Origin of the sequence: uncultured Propionibacterium sp., from assembly GCF_963539965.1 — a bacterium.
In the GTDB taxonomy this organism is placed as follows: Bacteria; Actinomycetota; Actinomycetes; order Propionibacteriales; family Propionibacteriaceae; genus Propionibacterium.
Window position 1 is genome coordinate 20,274 of the sequence record NZ_CAUTOU010000004.1, and the last position, 23,110, is coordinate 43,383.

Below are 23,110 nucleotides of genomic sequence, written 5' to 3' on the forward strand. Positions count from 1 at the left end.
GGTCCGGGGTACGCGGAGGCCCGCGGCCGGCCCCTGCCGGCCGGCACCCCGGGGATGGATGCCCGTGAACCGCAAGGGTCCACCCGGCCAGGGCCCACCCGAACCCTGGGGGCGTGACACCCCTGGGGCCGAACCGGGAAACGCCCCACGGAACGACCCCCGCCGGGCGACCGGCCACCCCGCACCGGACGGAACCCGCACCGACCGGAGGCAACACGACCAGGCAGCCCGGACCAGACGTTCACCGCCACCCGGAAAACCCATATCACTCCAATCGAACAGAGAAGACTGAACCCAATTACCAAAAACAATCAACCCGACCGCCTTAAACAAGAAGTCGTGAATATGGCAACCACAGCTTCCATGAAAACAGGACTGCAGGGTCTGTTCTGCATCATTGGCGCATATTCTCTGTGCTTCTTGTCTATACTTATCATCCGCAAGGCAGTTCCAATATCTCCAGAATTGTCCAGGAAATTTCTACATTTCTCCACAATTATCGTTTTGACGGTTTGGCTTTATGCTTTCGCCGATTGGAGGATCGCAGAGATCACGATGGCGTTGTTTGCCGTCGTGGCACATCCAGTCCTTCTCCTGATGAGAAAGTGGCCTGCCACCTCTTCTCTTTCAGAGGTATCTTCCGAAAGAAGTGCTGGAGAGCTGCATAAAAGCCTGGGTGCTTCTTGCCTCATGTTCATGCTGATAGCAGGCGTTTGCTGGGGCTGGTTTGGGGACAGAAACCTCGCCCTTGCCAGCATTTTTGCCTGGGGGCCAGGAGACGCGGCTGCCGCACTGATCGGGAAACGATACGGGAAAATAAAGATCGGGAAAGCACAAAACAAGTCCTTGGAAGGTACATTCGCTATGCTCGGCCTATCCTGGGCAAGCGTTTTCGTGATCCTCTCATGGAACGACACCTTTTCTCCATGGCAGGCTCTTTTGATATCCATTTTGACAGCGGTGGTCACCACGGTAGTTGAATTGATGACTCACAATGGCTTGGACACTCTTTTCTGTCCGGCGGCAGCCATGACAATTTTGTGTACGGCATGCTCGTTGATCCAGTAGTTTTTATATTGATCTTGCATACTGATTCGGATAAACTTATGGATAAAGACAAGAAAAGTGGATATCGAACGCTCTTGACCTCAATGCTGCTGAGCTCTCCCGGACCACTGGTTCTGGGACTGGGCCTCACAGTTGGGCACAGCTCCACACAGCTTTCCGACTTCACCAGAAGAACGGCAGAATTCTTGGCGCTCATCGTCGCCTTTGCCGTGTACACGGTGACGAACAAACGGAAGATGGACGAGAGTCAGAAACGTGCGCTGGAACGAAAAGGAAACGGATTCGTCGGCGTGATCATGTGCGTGAGTGGGCTGAGCATGATCCTCCTGACCCTCTTGTCAGACAGGGCGGACAAGGGGAATGTCGTCCCTGCACTCGTGATCGCGTTCCTCGGTGCTGCCACCAATATCTTCTTCTGGCGTCGATACACTTTTCTTCACAAGAAGCAGGGCAATTCCATATTGGGTGTGCAGGCCAGGCTGTACGAGGCAAAATCAGGCGTTGATGTGTGCGTGACCGTCACGCTTGCCGCGATACTGATGTTCCCCAATTCCAAAACTTCATCCTATCTCGACACCATCGGCTCTGTGCTGGTGTCGCTGTACATGCTCCGAGGAGGGATCAAGACGATTCTTGAACAACGTTTCTGAAGCAGCGCCGATGGTTCCTTCCATGTTTGGTATGAAAGAGACGAGGGGTTGTGTGATGCTTATGTAATCAGAGAACTTTTCCGTCGTTTCCTGTTCTTCAGATATTTAGGACGTGATGCGCTCCAGCAGCTGGCCCGGCTGGTAGAGGCCGGTCAACGCTTTCGCGCGGTGGGACCGGGCATTGTCCAGCACGACAGCGATCTTCTCGGTGTGGGTTCCGCGGTGGGGCCGGTCCAGTGCGAGGATTTTCTGCTCGGTGTTCCGGCTCCCCTCGATCGGGTGAGGCCTCATCGTTCTGCCGGTCAGCGGGAGGGCGCCGAGGAACGACCGGGACGCCTTCCGCCGGTCCGCGTGCAGTCTGGTGCGCTGTCCTCCGGGGAGCCGCATCCTTCGGATCCCGGCCCGTGCCCGAGACGGGCCCCGTCGATGGCGTACACCCCCCGGCCGGCCTCCACCGGGTCCTCGACCCGGGTTCTCCGCCTCGGCCATGCGCCTGGCGACGCCCGCCTCGTCACGGCGTTCGCCGAACGGGCCCGGCGGCTCGGGGCCCGGCGTCGGCACCGGCCCGGGGAAGGCGGCCGGGCGAGAACACTCCTGAGTTCTTCCTTCCGAGCACGGGCGGGGCTCCGCCCGCGTTCTGACCCCCGCATGACCGGCCGGCACCTGGCACATCCTGGTGGCCCGCCAGTCGGCCGGCCGCTCCCGAACGGTCTTCTCACTGCGCTCGACCACGTCAGCGATGACGCCCGCACCGACACCACGAGAAGCGCGCAGAACGGCTCCGGCCCTCATCCGCACGAGCACACAGAGACAGCAGAACGCTTCTTCCACCGGGGCAGGACGGCGGTCTCTTCCAGGGCGACCCCGATCCGCATACCCCGACCATGTCCAAAAAGGACACACCAAACCCATTAAAACACGATTTTACCTCATGCCAGCCATACATCCGAGACGACGGGCTGAATTCGTGAAAGATACGGTTTCATTTCATGTCAGTCATAACCCTGCGGTATTTGCCTGTCTTCCCGCGCGCTCTGCGGTTTTGTTCAGGTTAGGCCTGTTCGCCGGTTTCCGGTCTGCGGTATCGTCGTGCTCGATCTTGGAGACTTGACGCTGCCCGAAGCCGATGCGTTCAGCCACCTGTTCCTGCGTCAGTCCGGAATCTTCGCAACCTCCTGAAGCCGATGGGCGCGAACCCCTACGAGCATCCTGGTTTTGTGCGCCTTAATGCGTTCGCGGTTCGCAGAGAGTTCGGTGAGGCTGTCATCATCAATCATCATCCTGTTGGCCACCTCCTCCTCAATGTGCGGATGTGTTCGTCGAATGAATCATCGATAAGTGAAGAATATTCTTCTTGTCTCGCTGAGTCCAGCTGCCGGCCTTATCGCCTGCGGTCAGCAGAATCTCCATGCGCGCAAGATCAAAGGCGAAAAGGATGCGGATCCCGGATCGGCCCGCCGATCCGGAGCGAAGTTCCTTCATGTTGTGGCGTCGTGCGGCAGTGATGGTGCCGACGGGCGGGCGTCGTGGAGATCCACGATAGCGGAGCACATCTATCGCAGCGATGACTTGTTCATAGGAGGCTTGATCCAGTGATTTGGGTCAGTCGGCGATCAAGGTGACATCTACCCCCACACACGCGACAGCGTAGATCCTGCAAGGTTCTGCATGGTAAGGGCGATTCCTGCTGCTCGTGGTAGCTCCTCCCGTGCTTCGAAAGCTGGAGGCCTGCTCATGCGTTTTGACGCGGTCGCTGGCGCCGAGCACGCCCGGGCGAGCAGCCGGTTGGCTAGACTCGGTGGTGTTGAAGAGCGGCTCGGCCGGTGGCGACTGGGGGTGGGGTCGGATGCCCGGCGCCGCCGGTGGACCGTGCGAGGGCTCCCGCGTCCCGTCCGCCCGTGGGCAGTCTCGCCTCTCTTCTCATGCAATATTTTTTATATATAGTTTTGTACACGGATCACCCAGTGCCGCTCACCGCTGGCGAACCCGTCGTCACATTGTTCGCGGCGCTGGCGGATCCGATCAGGGCCAGTATCGTGCATCGGTTGACGACGGGCCCTTGCGATGTCAGCGAACTCGTGGCATGGCTGGGCTCGCCGCAGCCCCTGGTGCCGCACCATCTGCGGCTCCTGCGCGATGCGCACCTCGTCCGAGCGGCACGGGACGGACGCAGCAACATCTATTCGCTCGTCGATGACCATGTCGCCCACATTTTCATCGATGCCTACGAACACATGGAGGAGCACGATCATGACTGTCACCGCTGAACACGTCCAGGCCGAGAAGCACGCTCACACCCATGGCCCCGGTGCGGCCACGAGGCCGTCATCCACAACGGGCACGTCGACTACATCCACAACGGGCACGCCCACCACGAGCACGACGGCCACTACGACGAGTGCATGACATGCACGTGCGAACACTGCCAGGACACCTGCGCCATCTGCGAGTGCCCCGACTGCACCTGCCCGGACTGCAATCACAACACCTGCACGTGCGAGCACTGCGACGACTCCTGCGTCCACTGCACCTGTGACGACTGCACCTGCCCGACCTGCCGGCACGCGGCCTGAGGCGCGGGCCCAGGGGTGCCGGGATGCTCCTCCCACCATTCGGCGACCGGTGCCCGATCCCGTCTCACGCGTCGGGATCGCTACTGCGCCGCGTCGACCGGGGGGGCGCCGGGCGCCCGGGCCCCGTCGGCAAGGCGCAGGGCCCTGGCCAGGAGTCGTTCGAGGCGTCCGTCCTCGATCCAGGAGGCGATCGTGCCGTCGACGAAACGCTCGGTGCGCACGACGAAGGTGAGGGCCGTGGCCGCCTCCTCCCGATCGAGTTCCGTCATCGGCTTGTGCCCGAATCGCCTGAAGCCCTCCCGGTAGTCGCCCGCACCGGCCCGTGCGGTGGGCGCCGGGGCGTCGAGCGAGGTCAGGAGCCGTCCCGCCGCTGCGAGACCGTCCCGGACTGCCGGGTGGTAGTCCGGCCACGGTGCGTTCGCACAGCCGTTGACGACTTCTCCGCCTCTCCACTCCACCTCGTAGCCCGAGCGGAGCAGCGCGAGAAGCTCCTCGACCGCGTCTCGGGGCGCCGCATCAGTCATCGTCCTGCTCCATTCCCCGGATTCCCCGGCCCTCCCCAGGCCGACTCATCCGTTCCAGTGCGCCTCATCGGACCCGGCGGGCCGCCCGTCGTCATGAGTCGGGCCGGACACGCTGGGCGTGCGCTCAGGACGAGCAGGTGATCGTGGCCTCGAAGCTCTTGAGCGGGGCCGATGCGTCCGTCGCGGTCTCTGCCGGCGCCTCGCCCTTGATGGTGTAGGTCGATCCGTCGACCGTGGCCTCGGCGTGGCCGATCCCCGCGGCGTCCATGAAGTTGAGCACCTGCGTGCCGGATTCGGCAGCCATCACCATGCTCACCTTGTCTGCATCGTCGAGGGTCGCGGTGAAGGTGGACGTCTGGCCGGTGGTCGTCGACGCGGCGTGGACGGTCTTGGAGCCGTTCTCGGCGCTGCAGGCCACGGTCGCCTTCTCGATCGTGAAGGGCTGGCTGTCGATCGTCGCCGAGAAGGATCCCGAGGCCGCGGATGCGGAGCCGGCGGACGAAGCCGCCGATGAGCTGCTCGTGGACGGGCCCGAGGAGCTGCCGCCGCAGGCGCTCAGCCCCAGAGCGAGGGCGGTGGCCAGGGCCGTGGCTGAGATGGTCCTGGTGCTGTGAATCCTCATGAACTGTGCATCCTCGATCGTCGTTGGTGGAGGCGCGGCCCGGGTCGGTGAACGGCGCCGAATCTTCGTCAGAGAATCAGTATAGGAGCTAGTCGCGCGGGGGGATCAGAATCGTCCGAGGGCCCGCTCGGCCCCGTGGACGTGCTGATCTCTCCGGGACGCTCGCCGCCCCCGTCCCGGGCCTGCTCGTCGCCGCCATCGTGCTGGCCCGTCGCGGGCGACCGCCGAGGAGTTCGTCTCCAGGCCTGCTCGAGCCGCTGCGCGGAACCGGGGCAACCGGTGGGGCCGCTCTCACCCGGGGAGGCCGGGACGTCGGGAGCTCCGAGGACCCCGCGGGCCGCGACGGTGCGCCCTCATCGGAGTCCGCTGCGCGGTGATCACCGCAACCGGCCCCGGTCCCCGCCACGGGCCCGGTACGGATCCGGCCCGATCCGTACCGGGCCGTCGGACTCGACAGGTCAGTCGTCCCAGCTGACGTTGACCGAGTAGCTCTCGTCCCGCGTGCCGTCGGTCACCGTCTTCACGTGGGTCTTCAGCAGGGTCTCGGCCTGGGTCCGCGCCTTGTCCAGGAGGCCCTGGTCCTCGGCGATCTGCTCGGCGTTCGACTCCTCGGAGGCGAGGAAGGACGCCACGTCGTCGACCTTGATCCTGTTGACGATGTCGAACGACTGATCGTAGGTCTTGATGCTCGCCGGGTCGATCGACGAATCGAGCGCGCGCACGGCCGGCGCCTTGACGGTGACCGTCTTGGTGGCGTCGTTGATGCTGGCGCTGACCTGGCTGATGTCCGCGATACCGGCCTTCACGGTTCCCGAATAGGTGATGAGGAAGGAGCTGTCGGTGAAGGGGATGCTCACCCCGCCGATCTTGAGCTGGTCCTTCGTGTACTTGCCGACATTGGTGAAGTTGTATTCCTCCGTGGCCAGCTCGGCGATGTCCTCGAACGAATTGGTGATGGTCGTCGAGTCGATCTTCCCGGCACTGCCCGGCAGCAGTCCGGCGATGGACAGCCCGATAGCACTGAGGACGACGACGAGGACAAAGGCGATAAGGACGATGGCTACGCGCTTGAACTTCTTCATGGTCTCTCCTGGGGCGCTGATCGCTCGTTGCTGCTGTCCCTCGGCTGCGGGGGCGTTCGTTCGGGGTGCCGGTCGCCGTTGAGCGGCTGCTGTGCTGTCCCTCGGCTGCGGGGGCGTTCGACGTGTCCTCTTCTGCGAGGTGGTGACGCGATCATGCTACCCCTACTCATCCCTGATCCGTAAGCTCTGACTCCTGAGGGGATCGTGAGGGCGGGCTGGTCGTGGTCCGAGGGGTGCTCATGGTCGCGCCGGATGCTGTTTCTGCTCGATCGGGCCCGGGAGGGGCGAGAGGGGGCATCCGGCCGGTCCACCGGGACCCGGGGGACCGGAACGGCTGCTCCTCCCGCTGTGCTCGAGGCCAGCGGAACTGACGCCGATTCCCCGTCATCGCGGAGCGGCGGGTCGATGGGAGCACCGATCGCCGTCCTCCGGCCGAGGGCCGGCTCGTGGATGTTGCGGATCAGGGTTCTCAGGGTGATCCTCAAGGGAAGGCACTTCGGGCTCGTATCCCTAGGGGCAAGGCCTTCTCGGGCCGTCGTGCTGGTGCCGCCCGCCGCAGCTGTCGCGTTGCGGCGGCCTGGTGCACGTCACGGCCGGTGGCCCAGCGGCACTCCTGCGGTGAGGCCCCGCTGATCCTGATAAGAGGGGATCCTCGGTGTTCTCCGAGGCTTCTCGCTTTTTTCGGATATGATGCTCGCGAAATCGCGTCTTCTCTGATGCGATCGGACGAGAAGCAGGTGAAATCATGTCAAGTGGCGATTCCTCCCCTCGTTTTCGGTATGCGCCGAATGGTGCCGATGGGGCCGAGGGGACGATCAGTCTTCGCAATGGTGAACGGCTCGTCGTCAGGTGGCCTGGCGCTGGGCACGACGCCGATGAGAGCATCTTCTCTGGAACGGAGCGGCTCGTTCAGAATCCTTCCTTCCGGGCCAGGCTGCTCGACTGCGTCATCTGCACGAAGATGCAGCGCCTTGCGGCGGCAGGGGGAGCCGGTGACGAGGCCGAGCCGGTTGATGCGGAGCCGGCTCCCGAGGGCTTCGACGAGAACCTGTGGGAGCTGCTCCAGCCGAAACCGGAGACCCTCGACGAGAAGCTCAAACGGCTTCGCAGAGAAACCGAGGAGGCCGAGAAGGCCCTGATCCGGCTGGCGAACATCCATGGCTACGGACTTCAGGAGGATGGTGAACACGATCGGGACGGCTGGTGCTCCGCCTGCCTGGCCCGCACCCATCACCGCGCGATGGCCGTGCCCGGCCCATGGCGCGACGCCTGGGTCTGCGCCGAATGCGGAGTGATCACTGCTCGCTGCACGGTTCCCAGATGCCCGAACATGGCCATCCGCGGGTTCGGTCCCAGTGGTGTTCTGGATGGCAATTTCCCGGTCTGCGCGGAGCACAGTCACGAGATCCCGTCCTTCGAGTCGAGGGACATGAGGATCGACGATCTCGAGTACTGGGAGGATCTCTTCGAGTACGAGCGCTTCGACGCGATCAAGGCCACGCGCAGGAGCTCGCTCGTCCTGGCCGCAGCCGCTGCGGCCTTTCCTCTGACCTACGCCGCGGCGCCGGCGATCGGTGGCGCTGTTGGTGCCGTGGTCGGAGGTTATTCCGGTGCGGCGGCCACGAGCTACGGGCTCGCCCTGCTGGGCGGTGGCCCGCTCGCAGCGGGCGGCCTCGGCATGGCCGGTGGGCAGCTCGTCATCGCGATCGCGGGCGGGGGCGTCGGGAGCACCTTCGGGCTCCGGGCTGGAACGGCGTACCTGGGCGGGGACAAGTCCTTCGGCATCGAGTGCGTGCGCGACGGCGATGGCCCCGCCGTCGTCTACTCGACCGGGTTCCTGACCGAGAGCGACGAGTCCTGGGAGTCCTGGGGGCGCCTGATCGACACGGCATATCCGGGCAACCCGGTTTACCGCGTGCGCTGGGGCGCCAAGGAGCTCAAGAACTTCGGGGCCCTGGTCACGGGCGCCGGCGTGAAGACACTCGCCGGCCAGGGCGTGCGCCGTCTGGCCTCCCATGCGGCCAAGGCTGCTCCCGGGCTGCTGCCCCTGAACGTGATGGCCGGGGCGACCGGTGTGCTCACGAACCCGTGGCATACCGCGGTTAACCGCGCGAAGCTGGCAGGAGTCACCCTGGCGGAGATCCTCTCGAGAACCAACAATGAATCGGGCTTCATCCTGCTCGGACACAGTTTGGGGGCGGCCGCCATGGCCTCGGCGGTGCAGGAGCTCGGTGCGTCCGGCGAGCCGAGCCCCGTCGTCGTGGCTCATCTGCTCGGTGGGGCATTCCCGGCCTCGAGCGATTGCGCAGAGCTCTCGAGGGGCGTGCGGCAGCGCGTCTACAACTACTACTCGACGAATGATCCGGTGCTCTCGAAGCTGTACCGCGCGGCGAGCTTCGGTGTGAGAGCGGCTGGTTCTGCCGGTCTGGACCCCAAGCCCGAGGACAAGGTGGTCAACGTCGACGTGTCCGAACAGGTCACCGGGCACAGCGACTACGTGAGCGTGGTGCACCTCGTGCATTGATGGCCCTCGGCCGGTCCCGGGTTATCGCCCCCGCCCCGGCTCCTGAGTATTCGGCCCGCTGGCCTTGGGCCGCTCATGCCGCCCGACCCCGCTCGTCGGCCCTCCGGCCCACTGCCGCCGGGGCCTGCAGGGCCGCGCCACCGGTCGGCATCGCGGTCCGGTCGGGGCGGCCGGACCGGATCAGCTGGAGATGACGGCGTCCCTGCCGATCCACTCGGGGCTGTGGGCCGCCTTGTGCAGGAAGTGCCCGACATCGGCGCGGCTGATCCTGGCCATCCCCCTCATGGGCAGGTTCTCGCCGATGCGGTAGGATTCGGTCGCCTCGTCGTTGGTGAGAGCGGTCGGGTAGACGATCGTGAGATCGAGGCCCGCGGCGCGCAGGATCTTCTCGGCCTCCTTCTTGTCGGCGTAGAGATCGCGCAGAATCGTGCGGTACATGAGCTTCTGGAGCAGCGAGGCGGTGCCGATCGTCTCGCCGACCCCGTAGGACGACAGCCACACGAGGCGTCTCGTGCCGGTGCTGACGGACGATTCGACGATCGCGGCAGCGGCGTCGGTGAACAGGCCCTCGGCACGCCTCGACGAGTTGCGTCCGAGTGCGGAGACGACGGCCTCGGCGCCCGCCATGGCCCTGGTCAGGTCGTCAGCGCTGCGGGCATCGCCGGTGACGACGGTGAGGCGATCGGCGAGCTCTCCCAGCCTGCCGGGGCTGCGGACGAGGACGGTCACCTCGTCACCGTCCGCGAGCGCGCGGCGCAGGACATGAGTGCCGGTCGGGCCGGTCGAGCCGAGGATGAGGAGTTTCACGGGGTTCCCCTTTCGAGAGCGGGCGGATGGGTTGTCGACAGCCTCAGTTGGAGACTACGCGGGGGAGCCCTGCAGGACCATGAGCGCCGATCATCACGGTGCGCCTCACCCCGGGAAGGAGCCATGGCCGGTCCGGACGCGCACGGTGGTCGTGCCGCCCCGGACGTCGCCTTCGGGAACGCGGCTGCAAGACATCGAGGACGAGCCCAGCGGAACCGCATCCGGCCGAGCACTCGGACGGGGCTTCCCGGCCGGATCGGGCACGCGCATGATATCCTCGCTGCACCCTGAGCAGCTCCCCGGTCCCGGCAAGGGCATCGGGGTGGCTGCCCGACCGGTCAGGGCTCCGGGCCGGATTGATTGATGGGCTCAGCCGAGTCCGAGGACATCTGTCATTGATCTGTTGATCGCCGTCGTGCCGGCGTCGGAGCCCTGTCGTGTGCTGCCCTGGCTGATCAAGGAGGATCCGCATGCCCCTGCCGAACGACGCATCTGCTCAATCCGACCCCGCATCCCGTGATGATCCGGCAATCGCGCTGGTCGAGGTCGGAGCCGGCACGGCCGTCCTCTTCGCGGACAGGCCTCCGTCCGGGATGGAACTGATCCCCTTCAGCATGATGGGCGCCGAGACGACGAGGAGACTGACCGACCGGCTCGCGATCGGGGCCGGCCTGGTGAGTGCCGGGGCCCAAGGCGTCCAGGGCGCGCTGCCGGTGCAGGGACTGGTCCGGCTCGCGCCCCAGACGCTGGAGGCGCTCAAGACCGCGGTCCCGGTGCAGTCAGGGGGCTGGAACCTGGGCGTCCTCACCGAGGGCCACGGCTTCTCGCACGTCATACGCTGGGCCCCGGCGACCAGTACGCAGGCCGCCGCCCTGCTGTCCTCGCTCGGGCCCGCAGCCGTTCTCCTGAGCCTGCAAATGCAGTTGGCCTCCATCTCCCGCCGAGTCGATGAGAACATCGAACTCACCCAGGAGGTTCTGAAGGAGCTGCGTCGGGATCATTGGGACACCCTGCTCGGCCTGTACGAAACCACGGTCCGTGCGGTTGAGGAGGCCCAGCTGGTGGGCTTCGTCAACCAGCACATCTACGATGCCGTGAAGACGAGGGAGGCCGACCTGCGCAAGGAGCGCCACGTTTTCGACGACCATGTGAAGGGTCACGTCAAGGCCCTGACCTCGAGTGCCAGGAGCCGCAATGAGTATCTCCAGGAGCATGGTGAGGAGATCGTCGCCGACACCCATGGGCTTCTCATGGCCGAGGGCTCCTGGGTCCGCTCGCAGGTGCTGCGGGCCGCCTCCATCGCCCACGACGAGGACCATGCCGCGGAGAATCAGCAGTTGCTGGCCTCTCTCGTGGAGACGACCCAGCAGGAGCACGACGAGGCGATGGGGCGCATCGCGGAGCTGCTCGCGGCCCTCGAGCGGCAGGCCCGCCTGGTGGCCGCACTGTCCGGCAAGCGGTCGTTCAAGCTCGGTGCCGGCCGTGGTGCCGGCCGCCGCGACATCGCACCACTGGCCGAGGCACTGGCCGAGCAGGTGGCGGTTCTCCGCAACCGTCCTCACCGGATCGGCGAGCCGTCGCAACCGGCCCTGGCCGTGTTCAAGGAGGGGACTGCCCCGAGGGAATTGCTGCGGATCCTGCAGTGCGTCCTGCCGGAGGGGACGAGGCTGCTGGCGCTTGCCGACGTGAATGACACCGGGCATCTCATCCGCGGCAATGCGTATCTCGGCGTCACGCCCGAGTGCTTCTTCCTCTCGCCCCAGAGCGCCGTCAACAGTCAGGGCGTCATCGAGCGGCAGACCCCTCTTGCCGACATCCGCTATGTGCGCACCGGCACCGACAGGACTGCGGGACCGGTGCTGGACGTCATCACCAAGGATGAGAACATCCGGATCTCCTTCGATGCGTGGGCCCAAGAGGGAGAGCGTTTGAAGGACGCCCGTCGGCTCGGCACCTTGCTTGCGTCCGCCATGAACATTCCGGATGAAGAGTTGTGTTCGGATCCATTGCTTCCTTCCCCGATGGCGCCAGTCCGGAGGGAACCGCCCGGCGATTCCTCAGAGCCCTCCTCGCCGCGCCGCTCCGCATGATCCGGGTGGGGGCGCCTCGCCCCACCCGGAAAAGGGGGCGCGACAGACGTTCTGCCGACCATGGAAACGACCTCGTGCGATTTTCCGGATGTCTGGTCGAGGATCTGGCGCATGAGGCCGACCAGCGGAAGCGGCATGACAGGATCCGCTGGCCGAGCTCTCATCCATGATCAGCTCGGTCGGAGGCCGTCCCCGTGCGCTTGTCTCGTACGGATGCGCCCCTGGTCCACCGGGACCGGCCCTGCGCCGTGTCGTTGATCGGGACTTCAGAGGTTTCCCAGTAATTTTGCCTTGGCCACTGCGAACTCCGCGTCATCGAGGATGCCCTCATCATGGAGGTTCGCGAGTTCGTGCATCCGCTCTGTTATGGGCGAGGGTTCAAGTGCCGCTCGTTTTGGCAGCGGCTGGGCTGACTCGGAGCCGGGGAGGGCGAGGACGGGCTCAGCTGAGCCGGACGCGAGGCCGGAACTGTTGGCGCTGAGAACGGATTGACCTGCCTGTTCGAGAGAGCGGCCGATGTCCTCGTGCTCTCTTCTCACGATGGTGATGCCAAGCTCCGATTCGTCTTGGTTGGTCAGCGTATGGATCTCCTTGTCAGTGGCGATCGTCAATGTTGACTTGCCTGACATTGATTTTACGACGTGGGCAACGCCTGAAACTGCCAAGCCGGCAGCCGTCGTTCTCATCAGATGTTTACCACCCTTGATGAAAGATGAGACGGTTTTGGCCGCAGCGGTCTCCATGGGGCTAGCGGCCGAGCTGGAAGATTTGGAGTTGGGGCACGAGAAGATGATCGAGATCAGCTTCTCGTAGGGGCAGTTTTTCGGAATGCTGGTCGAACCGGTGTGCACCCGGACGAAGCCGGCCTCATAGATCTCCACCATGGATTTTCCGAAAACCCCTCGTGTGACTAGGGCGCCTGCGCTTTGCTTGCGGTTGATCTGCTCTTGCTTGAGCGCCTGACGTGCCGCGGCCCTGTTGCTCGCTGCTTTCTTTACTGATGCACTCAATTTGTTAAAAAATCCTGGTTCCTGGTGGGATCTGTCTTCTCCCCAGACGTGTTCTGTCCAGGTTTGGCCGTCCCACCAGCGTTGTTGTCCATTTCCGTCGTCATACCAGCCAGCGGGAGCAGACACGTCGAACACCTCCACAGATCATCAATGATGATCCATGATAGCCGTTGGGGAGCCGGACGATTTCTGGTCGTACGGCCCCGTCGGCAAGGGGCCGAGGGCGTATCCCCGCTTCTCCGCGTCGGTGAGCTGGAGCCCAGCCGCGGCTGTTCGAGATGGTCCTGACCCTGTCCGAGGCCATCCACGCGCAAGCCTCCTCCAGTACCGCGTCCGTGCGCATGCCATGGCCCCGGCCTCCCGCGGACCGGGTCCCGCCTGGAAGCTCGGTTCGGCAAGGGGTGATGGCCCGGTGACGGCCGGCGGCGCGACGGGCCCGGGGCAGTCACCGGATCGCTGCCGGCCCCGCGCCGGATCGGCATCGGCCCGGGTTTCCCATGATGGGCGCCCTCGTCCCGCCTCACGCCCTCGTGATACTCATTTCCTTGGCGAATCCGCCGACGGCGACCGGTGCTGCCCGCCGCCGCGGCCGGGGGAGGGCGCCGGGGAGTGAGAGGGAACGTGCCAGAGTTCGAGAGGCGCCTCGACCGGCGCTTGGTCATCTCCATCATCGCCGTCGGCATCATGTCGTTCGCCGGTGTCGTCGTCGAGACCGCCATGAACATCGCCTTCCCCGCCCTCATGGGCGAATTCGGCGTGACCACGGCCACCGTGCAGTGGGTCACCACCGGCTATCTGCTGGTGCTCTCCGCGATCATGCCGATCTCCTCGTTCCTCAACCGCAGATTCCGCGCTCGGGCGCTCTTCATCGCGGCCATGGCCGCCTTCCTCGCCGGGACGCTCGTGTGCGCGGCGGCTCCGCAGTTCGCTCTCCTCATCGTCGGGCGCGTCCTGCAGGGCGTCGGGACGGGCATCGCCCTGCCCCTCATGTTCAACATCGTGCTGCAGGAGGTGCCACTGGAACTGCTGGGCACCATGATGGGCGTAGCCACCCTCATCACCGCCATCGCCCCGGCCGTCGGCCCCTCGCTCGGCGGGTTCCTCATCGGTGCCTTCGGTTGGCGTTCGGTCTTCCTGGTGCTGCTGCCCTTTCTCGTACTCGCCCTGGTCCTCGGCGTCCTGACCATCCGCCAGGCCCGCGACGTCAAGAGGGTTTCCTTCAGCCCTGCCCAATTCCTGCTCATGGCGGCCGGTTTCGTCGCGCTCGTCGTCGCCACCAACGCCGCGTCGACGAGCGGGTGGGCGAGCCCACGGGTGCTCGTGCTGTTCCTCCTGGCCCTGGCACTCCTCGCCGGATTCTTCTGGCTGTCCCAGCACTCCGACAGGCCTCTGCTGCACGTCCGGGTCTTCGCCAACCGCACCTTCACGCTGAGCGTCCTCTACGTTGTGCTCATCCAGGCCATCGTGCTGGCGCTGGGTTATCTCATCCCGTACTTCGCCCAGGTCGCCAGGTCGATGGGGTCCTTCGCCGCCGGTTGCCTGCTGCTGCCCGGCTGCGTCATCGGCGCGATCCTCACTCCGTTCGGCGGCAGGATCCTCGACCGCCTCGGGGCCGTGCGCCCCATTCTCACCGGCGCCGTCATCGAGGTCGTGGCCCTTGTGCTCTTCGCGGCTCTCGGCGTCCATGGTTCCGGCGTGCGCCTGGCGCTCATCTACATGCTCATCCCGATCTGCCAGGGGCTGTCCGTCTCGAACTCCATGACGAACGGCCTGCGCTGTCTGCCCGACGAGCTCCAGGCGGACGGCAACGCCGCGTTCAACACCATCCAGCAACTCGGCGGGGCCATCGGCACCGCCGTGGCGGCCTCGATCGTCAACGCGGCCCAGGCGGACCGCCCCGGCGACCTGGTGACGGGCACGACGGCGGGCGTCCAGAGCGCGTTCCACGTCCTGCTGGGGGCCGGTGTCATCGCACTCGTCGCGGCTGCGGGTGTTTTCGTCCCGCCGGCACGTTCTCGTGGACGCGAGGCGGACTCGTAGCGGCCGCTGGCGAGCCGGACGCCGGATGATCGGGTGGGCGCCGGGCCGCCCGGATCGGACGCGCCCTGTTCGCGGACTGGAGCGACCGGATGCGCATCCCCGCTGCGCAGGTCGCTGACCCGTCGGACGCGCTGCGGATGCTGTGGCGACGGGTGACCCAGATGCCGCAGCCTGATCCGCAGTACGCGTTCTTCCTACGCGACCTGTTCCCGCTCCTGCACGCCGACCCCGTTCTCGTCGACATCTACCGGCAGAGATACGCGGCGCGGCGTGACGAGTTCGTTCGCGTCGTGGAGCGGGTCATCGACGCGGGCCTGCTGCGTCCTCCGGAGCGCCCGGCAACGGTCAGGGACCTGGTCAGCCTGCTCTGGCTGGTCGCCGAGACCGCCCAGCCCCTCGCCGACGTCGTCGCCGGCGAGCTGATTGACCCGCGCCGCTACGGCCGCACCGTGATGCAGCCGCGGCTTACCGACGCCGGACGGCGCCTGCTCGGACTGCCCGACCCACCAGGAGGGGCATCGTGACCAGCGGATTCAGAGGACCGGTGCGGACGAGAGCACCCGGGGACGGCGCCGGATGTCCAGGCGCAGGCTGCTCAAGACCGTAGGCGTCGGCGGAGGCGCGGTCCTGGCCGTCGGGGCGGCCGGTACCGGCATCCGGGGAGTGACGAATGGGGCATGGGACAGCGGGCAGGGCGAACCGTACGAGTTGTGGCGGAGCTGGCAGGACGCGCCCCGAGGCCCGGTCCTCGCCGCGGTCTCGCCGAGATCGTCGGAGAGGCGTGAGATCGGCGCGCAGCCGGTCGGTTTCTAGTCCACGGTTGGCGCCCTCGGTGTTCGACGTGGGCGGCGGCAGCGGCGAGGGGGTCTGCTGTTTCTCCGGTTCCGGTCGCAGGAAACGGGGTTGCGCGATGATGCCCCGTGGCTTCGGTCATGCAGGACGGCGCAGCGTCGGTGAACTCCTGTCCGCGGAATGACAAGGACGATCGGGGGCCGGTTCCACGGATAGCGTGATGATCATTCCGTGCCATGCTCTTCAACCCCGAGGAGGGGCCGTGATCGATCCGGACCAGTACGCGGTGCTCGTCCAATCCGCCAGAAGCGATCGGTTCTCCGAGCGCACGGACACGGACAGGGTTGACCGTTTCGTTCTCAAGGGCGACAGGATAGAGATCACCTACAGCGGCAGCGCGAAGTCCTATACGTACCGGTACCCCAAGGCGCGCATCCTGCGGGCATCGTGCACCCGCTGGATTGAATCGGACGACCTTCTGGTCGTTCGTGACGAACGGTGGAACCTGCCCCGGAGACTCACCGTCTTCACCGATGTTCGCGATCCCTCCTTCATGCGGGTCAGGGTCAACCGCAGCCCGGGGAGCCCGGGCAAGGACCATTTGCTCCGTGCCGGCGAGGTGAGATGGGTGCAGTCGGCTGCCTGCGAAGGGACCGCCGCCGACGTGCTCCGGTACTGGAGACGGATCACCCGGGAACTGGACGCGGAGAATCCCCTCCGCAAGGCACATGAGCGGATGGATTTCATTCATCCGGACAGCGCCTTGGCCGCCTACTTGGAGGGGCGCAACCGCGCCACCTCCTTCCCCCACGGCCCCGTCATCCTTCCCTTCCGCAGCAACGAGGACCAGCGCGAGGCTGTGGAGAAAGCCCTGCACAACCAGGTCAGCGTCATCGACGGGCCGCCCGGGACCGGTAAGACCGAGACCATCCTCAATCTCATCGCCAACATCCTCCTGGTCCCCGGCAGGACGGTCGGTGTCGTCTCCTTCGGGAATGCGGCTGTCGAGAACGTCAAGGACAAGCTCGACGAGGCCGGGTACGGTTTCGTCGCTGCGCGCGTGGGCAAGAGGAACGTCGTGTCCGATTTCCTCGAGAACCAGGGCAACCGGGCCCTGCGGCTCGAGGAGTGGCTCGCACGGCGATCGGCTCCATCCCTCGGGCCCGCGGGCGAGGAGAGCGCCGGAACCGTGCCGCATCACCCCGCCGCGGACATGGCCGATCGGATTGAGCAGTCCGAGCAGCGCCTGCGCGAGGTCTGGGAGACGACTCGGGGGCTGGCCCGGGTACGCAATCGCATCGATGCCTACGTTTTGGAGGCAGCCCACTTCGAGCGCAGGGTTGATGGCGAGGATCTTCCCGACCTGGACGATCTGCCCCTGCCGCGCAAGGGCTCCGGACGCATCCTCGACTACTTGGCGGAAACCACGGTCCGCCCCGATCCGCCGGGAGGAGCGAGGGGCCTCGTCTCTCGGGCCCGCCGGTACTTCCGGTACGGGCGTCTGAGGAACCTCGACCCCCGTGACGCCTCGACGATCCTGCGTGTCGAGCGCGCGTTTTACTCCCAGAGGATCGAGGAGCTTCGCCGCGAGGAACGGCGCCTGCAGAGGATGCTGGACGACGCAGACGCGGATGCGGCCGAGGAATATCACAGGCGACTCTCCGGCGGTGTGCTGGACCGGGCTCTTCGTCGGCGCTATCTGGGCGGGGCGTCTTTCCTGTTCGATGATCAGGAAGGGTCGGTCAGCAGGTGCACCCGAGAGTTCCTGACCGAGTATCCGGTCGTGCTGACCACCTGTCACTCGATCCGGAGGAACCTGGCGGAGGGCACCCTCCTGGACTGGGTCCATCATCGACGAGGCCACCCAGACGGACTTGCTGGCGGCCTCGTTGGCCCATGAGCAGGGCCTGCAACGTCGTCATCGTGGGGGATCTCAAGCAGCTCGGGCACATCGTGGATCCGGCACTGGCCAGGGCCTGCCCGCATCCTCCTGCCCCCGGCTACGACTTCGTCAAGCATTCGATCCTGTCCTCCGTCGCTGAGCTCTACGGTTCGGCGCTGCCGCGGACCATGCTGCGTGAACATTTCCGCTGTGCTGCACCGATCATCGAATTCTGCAACCGGATGTTCTACGACGGCGAGCTCATCGCCTGCAAGACGGCCGGGCCGGCCGATGGGCCGCCTCCCCTCGCCGTCTGCAGGACCGCACCCGGCAACCACGCGCGCACTCTGGCGCGGGGATCGGCCCGTGGCACGTACAACCAGCGGGAGATCGACGTCGTCGATGAACTTCTCGGCGGAGCCCTCGTCGGTGCCGGGATCGTTGGGGACACGAGCCGCTGCGGGCCCGACGGCGACTTCGAACTGGGCGTTACGACGCCGTACCGGATCCAGGCGGACCGGCTCAGCGACGCGCTCTGCGCGCGGCCCGACTCGCAGTAAAATCGATGGTTGATAGAGACGGTTCACAAGTTCCAGGGGCGGGGCGCGCGGACGATGGTGCTCAGCACCGTGGTCGACGAGTCCCGGATCGGGCATCTGGGATTGAGGTTCGTCGACGATCCCCGGCTGATCAACGTCGCAGTCTCCCGGGCCAAGGAGCGGTTCATCCTGGTCACGAACCACGACGAAGTGCCCAGGAGCACCGTGATCAAGGCCCTCATCGGTTATATCCGCTACCAGGACCCGAATCAGGTGGTGGACAGCGGCATCGTCTCCGTCTTCGACCTGCTCTACCGGGAGTACTCAGAGCGCCTCGAGGACTTCGCCGCGCGCATCCACGGCGAAAGCAGGTACCTGTCGGAGAACATCATCTGGACGCTTCTGGGCGACATTCTCACCGATCCCTCTTACGCCCTCCTCGAGGCGATGCCGGAGGTTCGGCTCAGGGATCTGTTGCCGAACACGGATCGATTGGACCCCCGGCAGAGGATATTCGTCCGTTCAGTCTCCGCCGTCGACTTCGTCGTGTTCCACAAGGTGACCCGGAGGCTGCTGCTCGCCATCGAGGTCAACGGTACCGTCTTCCACGAGGCCAGAGCCGTTCAGGAGGAGCGGGACAGGACAAAGAAGCAGATCCTGGAGGCGTACGGGGTCCGCATGCTGTCCCTGCCCACCAATGGCAGCGGCGAGGAGCGGCGCATCCGCGAAGCACTCGATCACGCCCTGTCCGACGGCTGATCACGATGCAGGGGCCGCCGCACGGCGCATCCGTCCCGGGGTCCGCCGCCGGAACTCATGTCGGATCCTCTGGCCGATCGGGGCGCTCCGCTGGTAGACAGAAGTCCGTGAGCATCCCGCGCAAGCCCCGCACTCCCGACGAACTCCTCGAGAGCCTCATCGGCGACCGGCTCGTCTCGGTCTCGTTCGTCCTCAACGACTACGTGCAGCTCCAGTTCGATGAGGCCTCCATGAACATCGAGGTCTTCCCGCGGATCGTCACCTCGGAACGCACCTGGTCCGAGTCCGAGCTCGGTTACGCGGATGTCTTCCGCCGCCTCGGCGGGCAGGACGTCATCGCCGCATCCGAGCGCATGGGCGACGGCCTGCGCATCACCTTCGGGACGGGCCAGATCCACATCGATCCGGCATACGAGGAGATCGCGGTCGAGATCGCCACCCTCCGCGTCGCCGACAGCCGGTGGATGTGCTGGCGCCCCGGCGAGGGTCCCTTCAGGCACCTGGGCTGAGTCCACCGCGAACGGTGGTGCTCGGCGGCACCGCCCGCCGGGCGGTGCGTCCGGATTCTCACGGAGACCGCATTCGCGACATAACGTCCGCTAGAGTTGATCGGGCACTCGGAGGCGGCGCCACCATGACGCGCTGCACGGTGCGCCCGTACGGGCCGCCGGACCGGCCCTGATCGAGAGGTGCACTTTGGTGGTGAGCAGTCCCGTCGTCCTCGGTGGGCGGCCGATGCCTGTGCAGGGCGCGAGCCGTCGATTCCAGCGCCGCGACATCCAGGGCCTGCGCGCCATCTGCATGATGCAGGTGCTCGCCTTCCATGCCTGGACGATCGGGTCGCCGATCGGCGTGGACGCCTTCATCATGATCTCGGCCTATCTCATGACCGGGTCGTTCATCCGCCGCACCGAGTCCGGACGCATGCCGTTCTTCGTCGAGCGCTGGGCCCACACCTTCAAGCGGCTCCTGCCTCCGCTGGTGGCCACCGTCCTGGCGGCCACCGCGGTGTCCATGGTGATTCTGCCGCGCACCCGGTGGAACGAGCTCATCACCCAGGGCATCGCCTCGGTCACCTACTGGCAGAACTGGCGCCTGGCCGTCGTCAGCGCCGACTACTTCGCCGCCAACCGCGGCGCCGCCTCGCCGCTGCAGCACCTGTGGTCGATGTCGATGCAGGGCCAGATATTCCTGGCCTGGCCCCTGCTCATGACGCTCTGCGTCCTACTGGCCAGACTCGTGCGCGTCAAACCGCGCCCGGCCGTCCTTACGGCATTCGCCCTCATCACGGCCGTATCGCTGCACTGGCTGACCAACGACGCGCCTGCCGGCCGCTCCGTCTACTTCGACACTCGCGCGCGCATCTGGGAGTTCGCCCTCGGCTCGGCCATCGCCGCCGCCTCGAAGTGGATCCGTCCACGCGGCGACTTCGCGCGCATCCTGTCGACGGCCGGTCTCATCATCCTCGTCATCTACTGCGTCGAACCCATAGGCCGCTACCCGGGCCCGATGGCGGCCGTGCCGATGCTCGCGGCCAGCACGATCCTGCTGGCCGAGGAGAGTCCGGTGCCGGGCACCGCCCAGCACCTGCTGTCGTGGCGCCCGCTGGTGGCCCTGGGCGACATGTCGTACTGCGTCTACCTCGTCCACTGGCCGGTCTTCGTCCTGACGATGGCCGCCCTCGGCCGCACCAGACTCAGCACCCCGCGGGCGTTCGGCGCGATCGCGGTGTCGCTGGCCCTGGCCTGGCTCATGCGCCGGTTCGTCGACCGTCCGGCCCAGGACCGTCCGCGCGGTGGCAGGGTCCTCGCCAAGAAGGGCCTCATCGTCGCGACCAGCCTGGCCCTCGGCCTCGCCTCGCTGTGCGGCGCGCAGGCGGTGCTCAACAGCCGGCGGGCCGGTGAGCGGGCCACGGTCGTCTCCGCCTCCGATGATCCGCGTTTCCCCGGTCCGCTGGTGCTGAACACCGCGGACCCCGTGGAGTACACGGCGGCCCCGATCCCCGGCCCGCTCACCCTGCACGATGACTGGGTGCCGCCCTTCCCCGAGGCCTGCCCGGCCGGTCAGGACGTGCTCCTCTCGGGCACCAAGACCAGCTGTGCCGTGCTGCCCGGTGCAGAGGGGGACTCCCCGCGCGTCGTCGTCGTCGGCGACTCGCACGCCCAGCAGACGATCGTCCCGCTGGCCGCCGAGCTCGCCTCCCGCCACGGCTGGCAGGTCACCGAGTACCTCACCGGCTCGTGCGCCTTCGGCATCTGGGACGCCTACCGCGCCGCCTGCGTACAGCGCAACGAGATCGTCCTGGACCTGCTCACCGACGACCCGCCGGACATCGTCATGCTGGAGTCCACCGAGACGATGCAGGACAACTCCGACGAGATCCAGCGCCCCGGCGTCCAGGCCGCCATCGAGTACCTCACCGCCATGGGCACCACCGTCATCGGCGTCCGGGACAATCCTCGCTCGGCCAGCGACCTGTACGAGTGCTCCAACCGGCGCCCGTCCGGCGCCGTCGCCGGCGGCTGCTCCTTCAGCCAGCGCCAGTATCTGGCTGAGTTCGATCCGGCTGCGGAGTTCACCTCGATCCCGGGTTTCATCGAGATCGACCCGTCCGACCTGTACTGCATCGAGGGCGAGTGCTACACGATCGTCGGCAACGTCTTCGTCTACATGGACAACAACCACATCACCGGCGCCTACTCGCGCGCCATGGCCCCCGAGCTCGCCGACCGCGTCGATCTGGCCCTGCAGAGCCGGTCCGAATCCGGCGGGGAGCACAGCTGAACCCGGTGATCCGGCTCGGCGGGGCAGCGCCCCGCTAGACTCCTGTCCGTGGTTCCCGATCATTCCGCCCGCTGCGGCGCGGGTCCGTCCGATGCTGCCGACGCCGAGGAGTGGGACGAGCGCTACAGCCGGTCCGACCGGGTCTGGAGCGGGGACCCCAACGGCGCGCTCGTCGACGAGGTCGCAGATCGTGAGCGGGGGCGGGCCCTTGACGTCGGCTGCGGCGAGGGCGCCGACGCGATCTGGCTGGCCTCGCACGGCTGGCGGGTGACGGCCCTGGACGTCTCCGCCGTCGCCCTGGGGCGGGCGCGGACCAGGGCGGCACAGGCCGGGCTGGACATCGAGTGGCTGCACGCCGGCCTGCTCGACGCGGGCCTCGAACCCGGCTCGTTCGAGCTCGTCTCGGCCCAGTACCCGGCGCTCAAACGCACACCGGGTCAGGACCAGGAGCGCCTCCTCGCGGGCCTCGTCGCGCCCGGCGGGACACTGCTGTTCGTCTACCACGACCTCAGCGCAGTGCCCCGGCACGCCCGCCCCGAGCATTCCGACGGCCTCATCCGGCCCGAGCAGGTGCTCGCGGCGCTCGACGGGGACTGGACGGTCGAGAGGAACGGGACGCGCGAGCGGCGCGTCGCCGGGGGAGCCGGCAGCCATCACGTGCGTGATATCGTCGTGCGCGCCAGGAGGAGCCGCTGAGCAGGACCGTATGTCGCGGGCGGTTGCGCATCGGGGGCCGGGCCGCCCGGTCCCGGGGCCGAGGGGAGACGGGGAGCGCACCATGAGTCGGACGGGGAGCACGGGCCGGGCCGGGAACCGGCCGGCGCTCTTGGTGGTCGACCCCCAGGTCGGGGTGCTGGCCGGGGCCTGGCGGCGCGATGAGACCATCGCCGCGGTCTCCGCCCTGATCGGGCGGGCCAGGGCCACCGGTTCGCCCGTCATCTGGGTGCGGCACGACGACGAGTGGCTGCCCGCTGGCAGCGGTCAGTGGCAAATCGTCCCGGAGCTCGCCCCGATGCCCGACGAGCCCGTCATCGCGAAGAACTACGGCGACGCCTTCGCCGGCACCGGGTTGGAGCAGCTGCTCGCGCGGTCCGGGGCGGGCGGGATCGTCCTGTGCGGCGCCCAGTCGGACGCCTGCATCCGTTCGACGCTCAATGGCGCCCTCTACCGGGGGATCCCCGTGACCCTTGCCGCAGACGCCCATACGACCGTCGACCGCCGGGCCATGGGTGCCGGTTTCGGCCCGGAGCACGCCGTCGAACTGGTCAATCTCATGGCCGCCTACACCGTTCTCCCGGGGATCGGTTCTCGCCTGGCTCCGGCCGCGGAGCTGTTCGCCTCCTGAGAGCGGTGGCGATGGGCTC

25 protein-coding genes and 1 pseudogene are annotated in these 23,110 nt (G+C 66.6%); 16 read left to right on the top strand and 10 right to left on the bottom strand.

Annotated elements, in window-relative coordinates:
• The first annotated feature begins 345 nt into the window (after nt 1–345).
• Both R2N01_RS02045 and R2N01_RS02050 read left to right on the top strand, forming a co-directional pair.
• Nucleotides 346–1,068 (top strand): hypothetical protein, encoded by a 723-nt coding sequence (locus tag R2N01_RS02045; protein ID WP_316667945.1) that lies wholly within the window; start codon nt 346–348, stop codon nt 1,066–1,068.
• A gap of 38 nt (nt 1,069–1,106) precedes the next feature.
• Nucleotides 1,107–1,718: a cation transporter gene (locus tag R2N01_RS02050; RefSeq protein WP_316667947.1), complete on the top strand. Its 612-nt coding sequence runs from the start codon at nt 1,107–1,109 to the stop codon at nt 1,716–1,718.
• A gap of 105 nt (nt 1,719–1,823) precedes the next feature.
• On the opposite strand, the gene R2N01_RS02055 is transcribed toward R2N01_RS02050, so the two are convergent.
• From R2N01_RS02055 to R2N01_RS02070, 4 genes are all read right to left on the bottom strand, one after another.
• Complete coding sequence (locus tag R2N01_RS02055; protein WP_316667949.1) at nt 1,824–2,009, bottom strand: hypothetical protein; 186 nt, start codon at nt 2,007–2,009, stop codon at nt 1,824–1,826.
• A 705-nt stretch (nt 2,010–2,714) separates the two neighbouring features.
• Complete coding sequence (locus R2N01_RS02060) at nt 2,715–2,858, bottom strand: hypothetical protein (RefSeq protein ID WP_316667951.1); 144 nt, start codon at nt 2,856–2,858, stop codon at nt 2,715–2,717.
• Nucleotides 2,859–2,869: 11 nt separating this feature from the next.
• Nucleotides 2,870–2,998, bottom strand: coding sequence for a hypothetical protein (locus R2N01_RS02065; RefSeq protein WP_316667953.1), 129 nt, complete (start codon nt 2,996–2,998; stop codon nt 2,870–2,872).
• Between the two features lie 19 nt (nt 2,999–3,017).
• A complete protein-coding gene (locus R2N01_RS02070; RefSeq protein ID WP_316667955.1) occupies nt 3,018–3,269 on the bottom strand; it encodes a type II toxin-antitoxin system RelE/ParE family toxin in 252 nt (83 codons plus the stop codon).
• A gap of 413 nt (nt 3,270–3,682) precedes the next feature.
• On the opposite strand from R2N01_RS02070, the gene R2N01_RS02075 reads away from it, so the two are divergent.
• A complete protein-coding gene (locus tag R2N01_RS02075; RefSeq protein WP_316667957.1) occupies nt 3,683–3,985 on the top strand; it encodes a metalloregulator ArsR/SmtB family transcription factor in 303 nt (100 codons plus the stop codon).
• 24 nt (nt 3,986–4,009) lie between these two features.
• On the opposite strand, the gene R2N01_RS02080 is transcribed toward R2N01_RS02075, so the two are convergent.
• The 3 genes from R2N01_RS02080 to R2N01_RS02090 all read right to left on the bottom strand — a co-directional run bounded on the left by R2N01_RS02080 (nt 4,010) and on the right by R2N01_RS02090 (nt 5,248).
• Nucleotides 4,010–4,141 carry a hypothetical protein gene (locus tag R2N01_RS02080; protein WP_316667959.1) on the bottom strand — a complete coding sequence of 44 codons (132 nt, stop codon included), beginning with the start codon at nt 4,139–4,141 and terminating at the stop codon, nt 4,010–4,012.
• A gap of 230 nt (nt 4,142–4,371) precedes the next feature.
• On the bottom strand, nt 4,372–4,815 hold the full coding sequence (locus R2N01_RS02085) for a DUF6508 domain-containing protein (protein ID WP_316667961.1): 444 nt from the start codon (nt 4,813–4,815) through the stop codon (nt 4,372–4,374).
• Nucleotides 4,816–4,939: 124 nt separating this feature from the next.
• Nucleotides 4,940–5,248, bottom strand: a complete 309-nt coding sequence (locus R2N01_RS02090) for a lipoprotein LpqH (RefSeq protein ID WP_316668026.1) — start codon at nt 5,246–5,248, stop codon at nt 4,940–4,942.
• Between R2N01_RS02090 and R2N01_RS02095 the strand changes: the two genes are divergently transcribed.
• Entirely contained in the window at nt 5,133–5,429 is a 297-nt protein-coding gene (locus R2N01_RS02095) for a hypothetical protein (RefSeq protein WP_316668030.1), read from the top strand. The two genes, R2N01_RS02090 and R2N01_RS02095, sit on opposite strands and share 116 nt — an antisense overlap.
• Nucleotides 5,430–5,895: 466 nt before the next feature.
• Here the strand turns inward: R2N01_RS02095 and R2N01_RS02100 are convergent, their stop codons facing one another.
• Nucleotides 5,896–6,519: a DUF4230 domain-containing protein gene (locus R2N01_RS02100; protein ID WP_316667963.1), complete on the bottom strand. Its 624-nt coding sequence runs from the start codon at nt 6,517–6,519 to the stop codon at nt 5,896–5,898.
• 745 nt (nt 6,520–7,264) lie between these two features.
• Here R2N01_RS02100 and R2N01_RS02105 point away from each other — a divergent pair.
• Nucleotides 7,265–9,043, top strand: coding sequence for a DUF726 domain-containing protein (locus R2N01_RS02105; RefSeq protein WP_316667965.1), 1,779 nt, complete (start codon nt 7,265–7,267; stop codon nt 9,041–9,043).
• A gap of 180 nt (nt 9,044–9,223) precedes the next feature.
• Here the strand turns inward: R2N01_RS02105 and R2N01_RS02110 are convergent, their stop codons facing one another.
• Nucleotides 9,224–9,850, bottom strand: coding sequence for an NAD(P)H-binding protein (locus R2N01_RS02110; protein ID WP_316667967.1), 627 nt, complete (start codon nt 9,848–9,850; stop codon nt 9,224–9,226).
• A 470-nt stretch (nt 9,851–10,320) separates the two neighbouring features.
• Between R2N01_RS02110 and R2N01_RS02115 the strand changes: the two genes are divergently transcribed.
• Entirely contained in the window at nt 10,321–11,940 is a 1,620-nt protein-coding gene (locus R2N01_RS02115) for a hypothetical protein (protein WP_316667969.1), read from the top strand.
• 266 nt (nt 11,941–12,206) lie between these two features.
• On the opposite strand, the gene R2N01_RS02120 is transcribed toward R2N01_RS02115, so the two are convergent.
• Nucleotides 12,207–13,085 (bottom strand): DUF2510 domain-containing protein, encoded by an 879-nt coding sequence (locus R2N01_RS02120; RefSeq protein ID WP_316667971.1) that lies wholly within the window; start codon nt 13,083–13,085, stop codon nt 12,207–12,209.
• A gap of 486 nt (nt 13,086–13,571) precedes the next feature.
• Between R2N01_RS02120 and R2N01_RS02125 the strand changes: the two genes are divergently transcribed.
• From R2N01_RS02125 to R2N01_RS02170, 10 genes and pseudogenes are all read left to right on the top strand, one after another.
• Nucleotides 13,572–14,990, top strand: coding sequence for a DHA2 family efflux MFS transporter permease subunit (locus R2N01_RS02125; protein WP_316667973.1), 1,419 nt, complete (start codon nt 13,572–13,574; stop codon nt 14,988–14,990).
• An 89-nt stretch (nt 14,991–15,079) separates the two neighbouring features.
• Nucleotides 15,080–15,514, top strand: a complete 435-nt coding sequence (locus R2N01_RS02130) for a TetR/AcrR family transcriptional regulator (protein WP_316667975.1) — start codon at nt 15,080–15,082, stop codon at nt 15,512–15,514.
• A gap of 52 nt (nt 15,515–15,566) precedes the next feature.
• The gene (locus R2N01_RS02135) at nt 15,567–15,803 is read left to right on the top strand and encodes a hypothetical protein (protein ID WP_316667977.1); all 237 of its coding nucleotides are present in this window, start codon (nt 15,567–15,569) and stop codon (nt 15,801–15,803) included.
• Nucleotides 15,804–16,044: 241 nt separating this feature from the next.
• On the top strand, nt 16,045–17,682 hold the full coding sequence (locus tag R2N01_RS02140; protein ID WP_316667979.1) for an AAA domain-containing protein: 1,638 nt from the start codon (nt 16,045–16,047) through the stop codon (nt 17,680–17,682).
• Nucleotides 17,679–18,395 (top strand): annotated as a pseudogene (locus R2N01_RS02145) (DEAD/DEAH box helicase); the annotation flags it as partial. The gene R2N01_RS02140 and the pseudogene R2N01_RS02145, both read left to right, overlap by 4 nt.
• An 84-nt stretch (nt 18,396–18,479) precedes the next feature.
• Nucleotides 18,480–18,962: a DUF2726 domain-containing protein gene (locus tag R2N01_RS02150; RefSeq protein WP_399553217.1), complete on the top strand. Its 483-nt coding sequence runs from the start codon at nt 18,480–18,482 to the stop codon at nt 18,960–18,962.
• Between the two features lie 107 nt (nt 18,963–19,069).
• A complete protein-coding gene (locus tag R2N01_RS02155) occupies nt 19,070–19,471 on the top strand; it encodes a hypothetical protein (RefSeq protein WP_316667985.1) in 402 nt (133 codons plus the stop codon).
• A 190-nt stretch (nt 19,472–19,661) separates the two neighbouring features.
• Nucleotides 19,662–21,746 carry an acyltransferase family protein gene (locus R2N01_RS02160; protein ID WP_316667987.1) on the top strand — a complete coding sequence of 695 codons (2,085 nt, stop codon included), beginning with the start codon at nt 19,662–19,664 and terminating at the stop codon, nt 21,744–21,746.
• 48 nt (nt 21,747–21,794) lie between these two features.
• Entirely contained in the window at nt 21,795–22,442 is a 648-nt protein-coding gene (locus R2N01_RS02165) for a class I SAM-dependent methyltransferase (protein WP_316667989.1), read from the top strand.
• An 82-nt stretch (nt 22,443–22,524) separates the two neighbouring features.
• A complete protein-coding gene (locus R2N01_RS02170) occupies nt 22,525–23,091 on the top strand; it encodes an isochorismatase family protein (RefSeq protein ID WP_316667991.1) in 567 nt (188 codons plus the stop codon).
• The last annotated feature ends 19 nt before the right edge of the window (nt 23,092–23,110 follow it).

Bases quoted from the DNA above. Each gene is read 5' to 3' on its own strand.
- R2N01_RS02170 (WP_316667991.1), top strand. From the start codon at position 22,525: ATGAGTCGGACGGGGAGCACGGGCCGGGCCGGGAACCGGCCGGCGCTC.
- R2N01_RS02135 (WP_316667977.1), top strand. From the start codon at position 15,567: ATGTCCAGGCGCAGGCTGCTCAAGACCGTAGGCGTCGGCGGAGGCGCG.
- R2N01_RS02115 (WP_316667969.1), top strand. From the start codon at position 10,321: ATGCCCCTGCCGAACGACGCATCTGCTCAATCCGACCCCGCATCCCGT.
- R2N01_RS02130 (WP_316667975.1), top strand. From the start codon at position 15,080: ATGCGCATCCCCGCTGCGCAGGTCGCTGACCCGTCGGACGCGCTGCGG.
- R2N01_RS02065 (WP_316667953.1), bottom strand. From the start codon at position 2,998: ATGATGATTGATGATGACAGCCTCACCGAACTCTCTGCGAACCGCGAA.
- R2N01_RS02105 (WP_316667965.1), top strand. From the start codon at position 7,265: ATGTCAAGTGGCGATTCCTCCCCTCGTTTTCGGTATGCGCCGAATGGT.
- R2N01_RS02045 (WP_316667945.1), top strand. From the start codon at position 346: ATGGCAACCACAGCTTCCATGAAAACAGGACTGCAGGGTCTGTTCTGC.
- R2N01_RS02085 (WP_316667961.1), bottom strand. From the start codon at position 4,815: ATGACTGATGCGGCGCCCCGAGACGCGGTCGAGGAGCTTCTCGCGCTG.
- R2N01_RS02055 (WP_316667949.1), bottom strand. From the start codon at position 2,009: ATGAGGCCTCACCCGATCGAGGGGAGCCGGAACACCGAGCAGAAAATC.
- R2N01_RS02050 (WP_316667947.1), top strand. From the start codon at position 1,107: ATGGATAAAGACAAGAAAAGTGGATATCGAACGCTCTTGACCTCAATG.
- R2N01_RS02100 (WP_316667963.1), bottom strand. From the start codon at position 6,519: ATGAAGAAGTTCAAGCGCGTAGCCATCGTCCTTATCGCCTTTGTCCTC.